Here is a 13474-nt window from a genome sequence, read left to right on the forward strand (position 1 = left end):
AACACTTCCCTGTTGACGAGTTCCCATTATCCGGCAGTTTCTCTACTGCTCTACGGTGAATCCGGTATGCTGGAACACTCGCTCAGCTGCGGTTCAGAAAAGCGCTGTTAATATTTGGCGCCTAATGCATTGGAGTGAAGTCAAATCCATAGCGACTGATAAGGAAAAATCATGAAGTTAGTAAAATTCTCAACAATCACACTGCTCGCCCTGCTTGTCACCGCTTGCGGAAATGGGCAGGCCCCTTCAGAACGGGGAACCCTGGTCTCTATTGCGGCTCATGGTGAAGCAAGCCAGGTACCAGATGTAGCCAATCTTTCCGTAGGCGTAGTAACCGAGGCCCAAGATAGCAAAAAGGCCATGCGCGATAACGCTGAGCAAATGGACTCTCTGATGGCGGCAATAAAGAAAGCCGGCATTGCCAAAAAGGATATCCAAACCAGCGGTGTGAGCCTCTCCCCCCGCTACCATTACCAGCAGAACAAAAAACCGAAAATAGTCGGTTATAATGCGCGTAATACAGTAAGCATTAAAGTGCGCAAACTGGATGAGCTGGGCGAGGTTCTGGACAGTCTTGCCGCCGCCGGAGCAAATCAAATAAACGGTCCCAGCTTTGAAATTGGTGAACCGGGCCCAGTCAAGGCGGAAGCTCGTGAAAAGGCGCTTGTAGATGCCCAGGAGCGCGCAACTATCTATGCAAAAGCGCTGGGGATGAAAGTTCGTCGAATTGTCAGCATCTCCGAGAATGGCAACGGCGGTATGCCGCGTCCAATGATGCTGCGCAGCGATATGGCCTCATCAAAAGAAAGTGCCTCCACCCCAATTGCTCCCGGTGAGACAACCCTTTCCGTTAACCTGGAGTTGGTATTCGAGCTGGAAGACTAAGATAAAATACCCCGGACCCTCCGATAATTCAGGGGGCCGGGTAGCAAATTCTGCCTCTCAATTTAAGCTGCGAGGAGCAGCCAGTGAGAATTTCTCCACGCAATTACCCTCGTTTTCTTCAACCCTCGACTTCGCCTTCAATAAATACTTCAACAGAGGGCTCATTGGGCTCTTTGAATACTTTCCCCTCCTTCATCACAAACTGCACTCGTTGCAATTCAGAAATATCTTTAAGGGGATCACCTGCCACCGCAATAATGTCGGCAATCTTGCCTTCACTAATACTACCCAGTTCATCCTGGACTTGTAGTAATTGTGCTGCATTCCAGGTTGCGGAGCGGATTGCATCAGCAGGACTCATTCCACCCTGCACCATCAGGATAAATTCCCGCGCATTCTCCCCGTGTCGAGTTACTCCGGTATCGGTCCCAAAGGCAATGTTTACCCCGCGCTTGTACGCCTTGGAAAAAGTTTCCTGCATAAGCGGACCCATGGTCGCCGCCTTGGGTCGTACAATTTCTGGCAGGAATCCCTCAATTGCTGATTTTTCAGTCACCCACTCCCCTGCCATCAAGGTCGGCACAAACCAGGTATTGTTGCGCCGCATCAGGTTCATCACCTCTTCATCCATATAAGTCCCATGCTCAATAGAATCCACTCCAGCGCGGATAGCGCGGATCATTCCTTCCTTACCGTGGGCATGCACCGCTACGGTAAACCCATAGTCCTTGGCCGTAGAGACGATAGCCTCCAGCTCATCCTGCATAAATTGCGGATTTTGCCCACTTTTTGCGACACTCAAAACACCACCGGTAGCAGTGATTTTGATCAAATCTGCACCGTCCTTGTAGCGCTGGCGAATCGCTTTGCGCGCAGAGATTGGTCCATCGACAACACCATCAACGGGGCCAGGGCTGCCAACCAAATCCTCACGACGTCCATTGGTCGGGTCCGCGTGACCGCCGGTAGTGGCGATCGACTTACCCGCGGTAAAAATTCTCGGCCCCTCAATCGTGCCTGCTTCAATAGCCCGGCGCAGGCTCACGGTGACATTATCGTGGTCCCCCAGATTGCGAATGGTGGTAAAACCGGCTTGCAAAGTGCGGTTGGCCGCATCAACGCCTCGCAAAGTAAAATCCGCTGGGTTCCAGGTATAGGACTCCATATAGGCACGGGGACCAAACTCGTAAGTAAGGTGGCTGTGCATATCCATCAGCCCCGGCAGTACCGTGTAGTCGCGCAGATCTACCAGAGACTCCCTATCCCGCTTTGCAAAACCTTTTTGCACTGATTCAATACGGCCATCGACAATATGGATAGTGCGATCTTCCAGTAGTTTTCCATTAGTGCTATCAAACAGTTTTCCCGCGTAGATAGCGATACTCTCCGCAGATACCTGCAGGCTGAAAAAACCGGCACAAATCGCCAGGGCGATGGCAGTGCGGTGAAAGAAGCTGTTTCTCTTGGCACTTGTTGTCATTGTCGTCACCAGTAAATCTCTCTTAGATTTGTCTTGTTTTTATTGGAAGTCGCACAATTTACCGTAATCGCCAAGGTGAGAGGAAGCCCCTATGAAAATCTATGAGTTTGCGAGCGCACCCAATTGCCGCCGGGTTCGTATGTACCTGGCAGAAAAAGGCATCGATGTTGAGTTTGCTCCGGTGGATATTACCAAAGGGGAAAACCTCACCCCGGAGTTTCGCAGCAAGGATATCAATAAAAAAGTGCCCGTATTGCAACTGGATGACGGCACCCATATCGCGGAATCCGTGGCAATCCAGCGTTACTTCGAGGAACTACACCCGAGTCCGCCTCTATTTGGGCGCAATGCCAAAGAAAAAGCACTGGTAGAAATGTGGACTCGCCGCGCTGACTTCAATTTAATGTTGTCTGTAGGAATGTGCTTCCAGCATGTTTCAGGGTTTTTTAAAGACCGTATGAATGTCTACCCGGAATTTGGAGAAGATGCCGGCAAGCGTGCAATGAAGTTTATGGGCGTGCTGAACGATCACTTTTCTGATCACGAGTACCTGATTGACGATTATTTTTCAGTTGCGGATATAGGTATGGTTTGCAGCCTGGATTTTGGTAAGGTACAAAACCTGCGACCGGATGCCGAAAAGCACCCCCACCTGATCCGCTGGCGCGAACAACTTAAACTGCGGCCCAGCTTCAAGGCCTGATCATCTATTTTTGAATATCCTGAAGGACACAGCCAACCCCTCTTAAAAAGGCTATCGCCCCACTCAAATGAGAGGGGGCGATTATTTCGAGGCAGTATTAATCTTTTGCAGGCAGGACTTCCACCGGGCCAATATCCAATGCCTCTACTTCTCCTTGGATCTTGTCCAGGTCTCCAACAATCACCCAGGTAAACTGATCGGGCGCGAGAAATTCCTGTGCGGAAGCCTCTACTTTTTCAGTATTTAAAGCAGAAACCCGCTGCGGATATTCGGCGATATACTCCTCAGGCAAGCCCTTTTCTACCTGCCAGTTGATACTGGAGAGCAATTGCCCCTTGGTCTGGAAACGTGCGCTCTGCTTGAGCACCTCATCGTTGCGATAGTCTTCCAGCTCCTTCTCCGTAATTGGGCGATCACTCAGGTAATCCCGATATTCTTTTACCAGCTCTTTTATTGCAGGTGCGGTTTTATCGGTTTGCACTGGCGCAAACAGGATATAGGGGCGCTGACCTTCCGTATCCATGGAAACCGCACGGGCTCCATAAGACCAGTGCTTATCCTCGCGCAAATTCATATTTACCCGGGAGGTAAATTTGCCCGCAATAATGTTGGCCATCGCATCAAAGGCCTCGGCTCCCTGAGGCTGCCAGGGCGGCATAACCAGCCCAGCCATTATAAAGCTCTGCTGTGCCCCGGGGCGATCCAGTAAATACACCCGGGCCTTTTGCGGCCGCTCCACTTTGGACACCTCAATCTTTGGCAATTCAGCTTTGGGTGTTTTCCAGCCCCCAAGTGTCTCGTTTAGGAGAGGTTCAATTTCTTTTTCCGTTACATCACCCACAACGGTCAGAGTCGCATTGTCCGGCCTCACCCAGGTTTTCTGGAAATTCACCAGATCTTCTCGAGTAATGGACTTAATTCCTTCCGGTGTACCAGAGCCAGTCAAGGGTGAGCCATAGGGGTGCTCGGAGCCAAACAGCAGTGGCGGTAGTTCACGCAGGGCCAAGCCCTGTGGCTGTGCTTTTTCCTGGGCAATGGCATCCAGTCGATTGGATTTCACTCTCTCGAGATCCGACTCGGGGAAGCGGGGTTCAGTCACCACCTTGGCAAACAGATCCAGTGAGGGTTCCAGCTGCGTCTTGAGAGCACTCATACTGATGGAGTTGTAATCCAACCCACTGCCGCCACCAATGCTCACTCCCAGTTCCTCCGAGCGCGCACTGAACTCCAGACTGTCCAAATCACCGGCGCCTTCATTGAGCATTTGTGCAGCCACTGAAGCGAGGCCCGGTTTATGACTGTCTGCGGAGGCACCACTACGAAATTGAAGGTTCATCAACACAACCGGCGTATCGTGGCGCTCCGCCAGAACCACCCTGAGACCATTCTTTAGAGTAAATTCTCGCTGCTTGGGGAGTTCCAGCTCTACCGTTTTATCAACTTCAGGTAATTTGCTGCGATCGGCGCCCTCTGTGGCAGCCGTGTACTCCTTCTCAGGCTCAATAATCAGGGTGTAGGAGTCATCTTTCAGCCACTGCTTCGCCACATCCTGTACCTCCAGTGCGGAGACCTTGGCATAGGCCCCCACACCTTTAAGCAGTGCCCCTGGGTTGCCGTAATAAAACTCAGAGCGAGCGAGAATATCGCTCTTACCACCAAAACCGCCGGTTTTTTCCAGCCCTTTTACCAGTCCGGCAAACTCACCCTGCTTAACCCGGCGCAACTCTTCGGCACTCACGCCATTCTTTGCAAACTGGCGCAACTCCTTATTCAAAAGTTTTTCAACTTTATCGACAGATTGACCGGGCTTTACATCAACAATAATCATCAGTTGCCCAGCCAGCTGGCGCCCGTAATAAAAAGCACTGACGCTCGTCGCCACCTTTTCATCCCGCACCAGGCGGCGATACAGTAGTGAGTTTTTGCGATTCGCCAACAAAGAAGTCATCAGCTCAAGTGCGTGCTCCTCTTTACTGCCAACCGCCGGTACATTCCAAACTTTGTAGATGCGGGTTTGTGGCACATTTTCATGAACTACTTCGCGCTTATTGACCTGGGTGGGCAACTCCCAGTTTTTAATACGTGGTTGAACACCCGTGCTGGGTATATCGCCGAAATACTTGCGCGCCTTGGCCATGGCTTCATCGACACTGACATCACCGGCAATCACCAAAGTGGCATTGGCCGGCTGGTAGTGATCCGCAAACCACTTTTTCACATCTTCCAGGCTGGCATTATCCAGATCCTCCATGGAACCTATCGGTGTCCAGGAGTAAGGGTGATCTGCGGGAAAAGTGCTTTTGGCAATGATATCGAAAGCTCTACCGTAAGGTGCATTTTCACCCTGGCGCTTTTCATTTTTAACCACTCCGCGCTGTTCATCGAGCACCTCTTGGGTAATAGCACCTTTGAAATGCCCCATCCGATCGGACTCCATCCACAGGGCCATATCCAGGGCTCCTTTTGGCACTGTGGCAAAGTAATTGGTGCGATCGTTATTGGTGGTGCCATTCATATCTGTGGCCCCTGAGCGCTGGAAGGGCTCAAAGTACTCACCGGGATAGTTTTCACTACCGTTAAACATCAAGTGTTCAAACAGGTGCGCGAAGCCAGTTTTGCCCTTCGGCTCATCTTTGGAGCCCACCTTGTACCAGATGTTGGTGGAGACGACCGGGGCTTTGCGGTCCTCATGGACGATCACAGTCAACCCATTGGGCAGCACTTCTTTGTGATAGGGAATATCCAGTTCCGGTGGCGGAACATAGGCCTCTTTATCCGAAGCAGCCGCCTTGCTACTGGCCGCAGCTTCAGTATCCACAGATAGCGCATGGGGTGTATTGTCGACAGACTTTCCGCAACCGGTAAAACCTGCAGTGGCGATAACGACACTGATGAGCACTGGACGCCAGTCCATATTGTCACTCCCTCTTAATAACCGCAGCTTCAGGATGGCAAGTTTAGGCCAGGATTCTCTCCTGCTTTTAGCTAAATCCCCAAGCACATTCAAACAGTTGATCCGACATCTTACCCGGTTGCCAGATCGACAAGACAACTTTCAGACAAAAAAATGGGCACTAAAGTGCCCAAAAAAATACATCACAGAGAGAAGCGATGATACCAATCGCCTGTGGCGATCAGGTCACCGGCACATCTCCAGCGCCGAATAGCGGTTATGCGGCTACTGTGCCGGACTTGTTCTCAGTATCACCAGTCACAGAATGATGGCCAAAGCGTTCCTCGGCTATACGGTCAGCCACATGCGCCGTGGTCTCACCTGTTTCATCTGCGCGCACAAACACCTCTTTCATTGTGTCGCCAATCGCCTCGATATGCGCACGGACCTCACCAGCGTCATAATCACCCTTTTGCTGGTAGTACACATCGATAATGCCACCGGCATTGATTACATAGTCAGGGGCGTAAAGGATACCTTTCTCACGCAGTGCCGCAGCGTGTCGCTCTTCTGCCAACTGGTTGTTGGCCGCACCTGCCACAGCGCCCACTTTCAGGCGGGAGATGGTGTCATCGTTGAGAATCGCACCCATGGCACAGGGGGCAAAGAGGTCTACGTCGAGATCAAAGATTTCATCAGCGGTGACAGCAATGGCGCCCAGTTCAGTTACCGCGCGATCGATATTGTCCTGAAAAATATCGGTTACAAATAACTCTGCACCAGCATCTTTCAACAATTTACCCAGCCGGAAGCCCACATTGCCAACACCCTGGATGGATACTTTCAGGCCGGTCAGGTCGGTTTTACCCCAACGGTGCTCCACTGCAGCCTTGAGGCCCACAAACACACCATAGGCAGTTGAGGGAGACGGATCACCTCCGTATTCAGAGCCCGCAAACAGACCGGATACGTATTCGGTTGTCTCACCAATAACACTCATGTCGGCAACACTGGTGCCAGAGTCCTCTGCGGTGATATAGCGACCACCAAGGGTATTGATAAACTCTCCCATAGCACGCAGCAATTCGGGGGTCTTTTCCTTGCGCGGGTCACCGATAATTACAGATTTCCCGCCACCAAGTTTGAGGCCTGCCATTGCAGACTTATAAGTCATTCCACGGGAAAGCCGCAATACATCATTCAATGCCTCACCATCATCGGCATATGGCCACATGCGGCAGCCACCCAGTGAGGGACCTAAATTCGTATTGTGCACCGCGATAATGGCCTTGAGCCCGCTCTTAGCATCCTGGTAAAACGCCACTTGTTCGTGTTTATCGTAGGCGGAATGGGAAAAAATACTCATTAACTGTTCCTCTCCGGAAAGCCGGTTCTACAGCTGGGGAACAACCACAGCCCTTATCTGTTTTTATTCAGGGGTAAGATTATATCCACCTTCGGCAGATAAAGTTTGCATATTTTGCACATAACCACAAAGCAATAGCTAAATTGTCACACAAAGCATACTTTTTTAGGACAAATGATCCCTCGGGAATATAGTGGTCCAGGTAGTCAGCAATCCTGGCCTCTCCTTCATCCCAACTCCTACCGCCCCGCTGGCATTAAGTTACTTTTTTCCATTACCTGACCCCGTTACACCGTGTCAGCATGGTCTGGTAGAATCCGCGCCCAAATCGACCCGAGAGATAAACTCGATGCTGAATGCCGACGCTCTGAAACAACTTTCACAACTGAAAACAGATATTCGCTCCAGTAAGGAGTTTGCCGAGGGCCGGGTACGCGGCAGCAACGGCAAATTTGGCTTTGTGGAGCTGGAAGATGGACGGGAGGCTTTCTTACCCCCCAATGAGATGGAACGTGTTTTCCCTGGTGACCAGGTTCGCGTCTGCATTTCGGAAGAGAACAAAGGCAAGCTCACAGCCGAGCTGGATACCCTTATCAATAGCCAATTGGACTACCTGGTAGGTCAATATGTACAGCGGGGCCAGGGCCACTTTATCCAGCCCACCCAGAACGGCCTGACCCGCTGGATCTTTCTGCCCCCCAAAGCACGCGGCAAAGCACAACCTGGCGAATTTATTGCCTGTAAAGTCAATCGCCACCCCTTTAAGGATGGACGTGCCCAGGCCAAAGTAGAAACCGTTATCGGTAAGCCGGAGATGCCCGGGATCGAACATGCCTATGTTGTGGCCCAATACAAACTGCCGGAGCAGTTTGGCCAGGCGGCAGAGAAACAGGCGGGCAGTATTGCTGATCAAATCACATCCATCACTGCCGAACGCAAGGATTTGTCCGAGCTGGGCTTCGTAACTATTGATGCGGAAAGCACCCGTGATATGGACGATGCTCTCGCGGTTACAGCGCATGAAGGCGGCTGGACTTTACATATTGCCATTGCCGATCCTTCCAGCGTTATCGAAGAGGGCAGCCACTTGGATCAAGAGGCCTTCAAGCGCGCCCACAGCCAGTATCTCCCCGGCGAAACCCTGCCGATGCTGCCGCGCAATCTGTGTGAAGACCTCTTCTCCCTGATACCCAGCGAACTGCGCCCGGTACTAGTGGTACATATAGATATCGAGAATGATGGCGAGATTGCTTCCAGCCAATACGAATTTGCCGCTATTCGTTCCCAGCACAAACTGAGCTACAACCAGGTTAGCCAATTTGTCGTGGGTGATGAAACCGCTGTGCCGGAGGAGCAAAAAGAGAGCCTTCGCAACCTTGCTGCCCTATATAAAGCCCGCGCCAAATATCGCGCAGGCCACTCCCTGGCAATGGAGGATCGTCCCGACTACGAGATCCACCTCAACGAGCAGCGCAAGATTGAGCGCATCGAGAAACAGGATCGCAATATTGCCCAGCGTATGGTTGAAGAAGCCATGCTGGCAACCAACATCAGCATCGGTGCGAAGTTGGCAGAACTGCAACAGGGCTGCTTCTCAGTACATCTGGGCTTCCGTGAAGAGCGCATGGGTGAAGTCCGCAGCCTGCTAAAGGAAATGCTGCCCGAGCACGCTGAGAAAGATCTCAGCCAACTGGAAAACTACCTGGCACTGGTCAAACACCTGGAAACCCACGAAGACGACAAGATGCGCAACCTGCTCGCCGTATTGAAGCGCATGCTGCGACCCGGTCAGTTCGACAACAAAGCCGGCACGCATCTGGGCTTGGGCTTGGGCGCTTACGCCACCGTCACTTCTCCAATCCGCAAATACAATGACCTGCACAATCACCGTGTCCTGCGTGCAGCCAAGCAAGAGACATCTGCAAAAAATCTTAGTGATGAACAGATTGAAGCTTTGCAGGACAGCCTGGTACGCGGCCGTCAGGCAAACCGCGCCCTGGAGCAATGGCTCTATACGCAATTTATGCAGGATAAAGTTGGTCAGGCGTTTACCGGAAAGATCGCCCTGGTGAACGGTGCCGGGCTCGGCGTACGTCTGGACCAGTTTGGCATCGACGGATTTGTGCGATTGAATGGCAACAAGAAAAACCTGCCAACTTTTGACGGCAAGCATCTGATCCTGACCCATGACGAGCAGAGCTTTCAGCTCGAGCAAAGCGTCACCGTTAAAGTGGTCTCTGCGGATGTCGATAAACGACGTATCGCATTTGAGCTTGTAAAAGAAAGCTCCCTAGACAGCAGCGCTACGGAAAATAATTAAAGCGCTATTCCCTTAAAGGGCACGGCTCCAGCCGGGCCCTTTTCCGTCGCAACACCGGTACTACGATTTCTCACTATGGCACCCACTGCGACGGGTTAATCCATACAAAAGATTTCGAGGCCTCCAATGAGTACTATTGCCGAGCTGAACCCCACCCCACTCTGGAAACATTTCGCCAAGCTCTGTGAAATCCCCCGCCCCTCCAAGCACGAAGAGCGTGTAGTGGAGCATATTGTTGAATTTGCTAAAGGCCGCGGATTAAAAGTCCAACTGGATGAAGTTGGCAATATCATTATCAAAAAGCCAGCTACTTCCGGAATGGAGGATCGCAAGACTCTGGCCCTGCAAAGCCACGTGGACATGGTGCCGCAAAAGAATGCCGATACCGAACACGATTTTCTCACAGACTCCATCAAACCTTACATAGACGGTGAATGGGTTACCGCCAAAGGCACCACACTCGGCGCCGACAACGGTATTGGGGTAGCCGCGATTCTGGCCCTGATGGAGTCCACCGACATCCCCCACCCGGCCTTGGAAGCATTACTCACTATTGATGAAGAAGCCGGTATGACTGGAGCCAAAAACCTGCAACCGGGCTATTTCGAGTCAGATTTATTACTTAACCTCGACACCGAGGACGAGGGTGAGCTTTACATTGGCTGCGCCGGTGGCGTTGATGTCAACGCCACCCTCAATTATTCCGAAGCACCCGTAGCTGAAGGGGTTAAAGCCTATAAGCTCTCTGTACGCGGCCTGCGCGGCGGACACTCCGGCCTGGATATTGACAAGGGTCGTGGCAATGCCAATAAAATCGCCAACCGCATTATCGATACGGCCTTACGCGATATTCCTGATTTGCGAATCGCCACGCTTGATGGCGGCAGCCTGCGCAATGCAATTCCTCGTGAGTCCTTCAGCACTATCACTGTACCGGCTGAGGCCCAGGAAACACTGAAGCAAATTGTTAATCGCGAAAGCTCAACTATTGCCCAAGAACTGGATAGTGAAGCGGCCTTGGAAATTTCCCTGGAAAATACCGAAGCTCCTCTGGTTACCATGGACGCCGAGACCCAATTAAAATTCATTCGCGCTATACGCTGCTGCCCTAATGGCGTGGAACGCATGAGCACAGCATTGGAAGGTATCGCCGAAACTTCCAATAACCTGGCCCGGGTTACCACTGGCAAGAAGGACGGCCAGAGCTTTGTTCAAGTTCAATGTCTGGTACGTAGTCTATCCGACAGCGCTCGCGACCATCACGGTTTGGATGTAGCTGCCACTTTTGAGCTGGCCGGAGCCAAAACCCGATTGGATAACGCCTACCCCGGCTGGACACCAAACCCCAGCTCCCCCTTATTGGCAAAGATGAAAGACGTCTATAAGGAAATGACTGGAAAAGTTGCAGAAGTGAAAGTCATCCACGCAGGCCTTGAGTGTGGACTCCTGGCAAAGCCTTATCCCAACTGGGACATGGTCTCTTTTGGACCCACCATCCGTCGCGCTCACTCACCGGAAGAGAGAGTTCACATCCAAAGTGTTGCCAATTTCTGGGATTACTTTATTAAGGTTGTGCAGGCGGTTCCGACACGAAGCTAACTGGATCTTCTGCTTATCTCTTAGCAGCCACTTCCTGTAGAAAAATATTTAGTTCCGCCTTTCAGGGTCGACCTGAGGCGGACTCTCTACACACAAACCCACCTAAACCGTACTCCAGTACCCATAAAAATCATGAACCCATCATGAAATACCATTAATAGAAAATATTCGATCTTCAATTAAAGCATCAACACCCCACCTGAAAACTTATCCTTCTATAAAAGGCTTCCTTGGAACTTTTTTTCGAGTAAGCTGGTCAACACAACTGCGTTAAGTAAGACATGGATGAGAGCATAAGAAGCCAGATTTTAGTTAGCATTCTTTCGACCAACATGAATCATCACTGGGATTCTGTCAGAGAACTTAACAAGGAAGTTTATAGAGCTTTTTAAATATTCAGCACCCAGTGGCTCCAGTTCGCTTTACCTTGGTATTGGTTGAGGCGGCAATATTGGAAAGAATATGGAATAACCGCAGACTGGGGAAAGAAGCCTTAATGACGAACACTGCCACAGCTTGAGATTAAAAAAATAAGAGTTAAGCGGGAATATAAACTAAAAAGTTCGGCTCAAATCCACTTAATAACGGCCAGTCAATTAAATCCGTTAAGCACAAAGGACACATAAAAGTAGTATTTTAGAATTTTTACTTGCCAATCCAACAGTTATGCAAAGGCCTGGCATCTGATTGAAATAATCTCAAGGAGGGCCTATATCAAGACAAACCCGGATAGCTCACTCAGAGGTGAGATAGAGCTTGAATCACACCTCGGCAATCAGTTTTAAGACCATAAAGAAAACATAATAGATGAAAAAACTATTTTTGATATTAAGCATTCTTCCCCTGACCGCCTGCGGCACCTTCACCACATTATCCAGTACGGACCGAGAAATTGCAGCCAGCCTGAAGAAGGAAAAATCTTACTGCGAATCCATCCCCAGAGTATATAGCGGCCTCTCTTATAATTTCTGTAAAATGCATTCAGCTAGCGAATCAATAAACGCCGATTTACTTCTTGGAATTTATCTGGTGGATGGCGTTATGTCTACAGCAACAGATACAGTCGCCCTTCCCTTTACTATTTATGGGCAATATAAAAACGGAGATATTTCGCTCAAAAACCACCAATACTAGAAGATTCATTATCAATATTTAGATCCGCATACCACCTAGCTGGTTAGCCGAATAAACAAAAGCTGCCAGCTACTGCAACCAAATTGATAACATAAACATCGAGAGTTCATACAAAAATTATAGGGAGTAGCTAGAGAAGTAACTGAAAAACACCCTTGATAGCCAAAACAAACTTAAAACTATACATTCAGCGAAAATGATATACCTCCATTTCTGGTTACCTTATTGATTTAACTCCCTCAGGGTGCACAAGCATCCAGTGTTTAGCAATTTCCTCTCGACGGCAAATCCAAACGGAATTAAACCCCATAATATGATCCAGAAACCGAGCAACAGCCATCGCCCTTGCTGGATGCCCACTAATTCGGCTATGTAAGCCAACACTCATCATTTTTGGATGCTTTTTGCCTTCCTTCCAAAGGAACTCAAAGGCATCCTTTAACAACAGGAAAAAATCCTCTCCTGAGGGAAAACCATTAGGCATTAGATATTTCATATCGTTATTCACTAAGGTATAAGGCACTATCAATTTTTTGGACATACCTGATTGCCAATAAGGCAGGTCATCACTGTATGAATCAGAGATATACAGAATATCATCCTCAACATCTAGCAGCTTTCGCGTATGCAAGCTAGCTCGACCTGTATACCAGCCGGAGGGAGGGGATCCAGTTATTCGTTTGATAATTTTAATAGTACGTTTTATATCTCTCCGCTCATCCTCAATTGAGACATTTTGATAGTCCAGCCAACGGTAACTATGCCCAGCGACTTCATGTCCAGCAGCAACCAATGCGCTTCCAATTTTAGGATTCAACTCAAGAGATAATCCCGATGCAAATGCTGTCAGGCTTAGCTTTCTCTCCCCAAAAAGGTCAAGCAACCGCCAAACTCCTGCGCGAGAGCCATACTCATACATACTCTCAACACTAAAATCTCTCTTCCCTACCCGCGGCAGCCTGCCAACCAACTCGTGTAAATAGGATTCGGACTGAGTATCACCATTAACAATACTGGATTCAGCTCCCTCTTCTATATTCAGGACAAATTGCACAGCAACCCGGGCTCCACCAGGCCAATGTGGGTGGGGAGGT

Annotated in this window: 9 protein-coding genes; 5 read left to right on the forward strand and 4 right to left on the reverse strand. The window is 50.0% G+C overall.

Features of this window, described 5'->3' with window-relative positions:
- The first annotated feature begins 171 nt into the window (after positions 1–171).
- Positions 172–885, forward strand: coding sequence for an SIMPL domain-containing protein (locus GL2_RS21215; RefSeq protein WP_143732705.1), 714 nt, complete (start codon positions 172–174; stop codon positions 883–885).
- 118 nt (positions 886–1003) lie between these two features.
- Here the strand turns inward: GL2_RS21215 and GL2_RS21220 are convergent, their stop codons facing one another.
- Positions 1004–2365 carry an amidohydrolase family protein gene (locus GL2_RS21220; RefSeq protein WP_143732706.1) on the reverse strand — a complete coding sequence of 454 codons (1362 nt, stop codon included), beginning with the start codon at positions 2363–2365 and terminating at the stop codon, positions 1004–1006.
- A 91-nt stretch (positions 2366–2456) separates the two neighbouring features.
- Here GL2_RS21220 and GL2_RS21225 point away from each other — a divergent pair, with 91 nt between their 5' ends.
- The gene (locus tag GL2_RS21225) at positions 2457–3068 is read left to right on the forward strand and encodes a glutathione S-transferase family protein (protein ID WP_143732707.1); all 612 of its coding nucleotides are present in this window, start codon (positions 2457–2459) and stop codon (positions 3066–3068) included.
- A 97-nt stretch (positions 3069–3165) separates the two neighbouring features.
- Here GL2_RS21225 and GL2_RS21230 read toward each other — a convergent pair whose 3' ends face one another.
- Together GL2_RS21230 and GL2_RS21235 are read right to left on the reverse strand one after the other, a co-directional pair.
- Complete coding sequence (locus tag GL2_RS21230) at positions 3166–5982, reverse strand: pitrilysin family protein (protein ID WP_143732708.1); 2817 nt, start codon at positions 5980–5982, stop codon at positions 3166–3168.
- Between the two features lie 256 nt (positions 5983–6238).
- Positions 6239–7327 (reverse strand): Glu/Leu/Phe/Val dehydrogenase dimerization domain-containing protein, encoded by a 1089-nt coding sequence (locus GL2_RS21235; protein ID WP_143732709.1) that lies wholly within the window; start codon positions 7325–7327, stop codon positions 6239–6241.
- A 349-nt stretch (positions 7328–7676) separates the two neighbouring features.
- On the opposite strand from GL2_RS21235, the gene GL2_RS21240 reads away from it, so the two are divergent.
- The 3 genes from GL2_RS21240 to GL2_RS21250 all read left to right on the forward strand — a co-directional run bounded on the left by GL2_RS21240 (position 7677) and on the right by GL2_RS21250 (position 12380).
- Positions 7677–9647: a VacB/RNase II family 3'-5' exoribonuclease gene (locus GL2_RS21240; protein WP_143732710.1), complete on the forward strand. Its 1971-nt coding sequence runs from the start codon at positions 7677–7679 to the stop codon at positions 9645–9647.
- A 126-nt stretch (positions 9648–9773) separates the two neighbouring features.
- Complete coding sequence (locus tag GL2_RS21245; RefSeq protein ID WP_143732711.1) at positions 9774–11246, forward strand: aminoacyl-histidine dipeptidase; 1473 nt, start codon at positions 9774–9776, stop codon at positions 11244–11246.
- Positions 11247–12053: 807 nt separating this feature from the next.
- Positions 12054–12380, forward strand: coding sequence for a YceK/YidQ family lipoprotein (locus GL2_RS21250; RefSeq protein WP_143732712.1), 327 nt, complete (start codon positions 12054–12056; stop codon positions 12378–12380).
- A 217-nt stretch (positions 12381–12597) separates the two neighbouring features.
- Here the strand turns inward: GL2_RS21250 and GL2_RS21255 are convergent, their stop codons facing one another.
- Positions 12598–13434, reverse strand: coding sequence for a polysaccharide deacetylase family protein (locus tag GL2_RS21255; RefSeq protein WP_232053706.1), 837 nt, complete (start codon positions 13432–13434; stop codon positions 12598–12600).
- Between the last annotated feature and the right edge of the window lie 40 nt (positions 13435–13474).

Source organism: Microbulbifer sp. GL-2, assembly GCF_007183175.1.
GTDB lineage: Bacteria > Pseudomonadota > Gammaproteobacteria > Pseudomonadales > Cellvibrionaceae > Microbulbifer.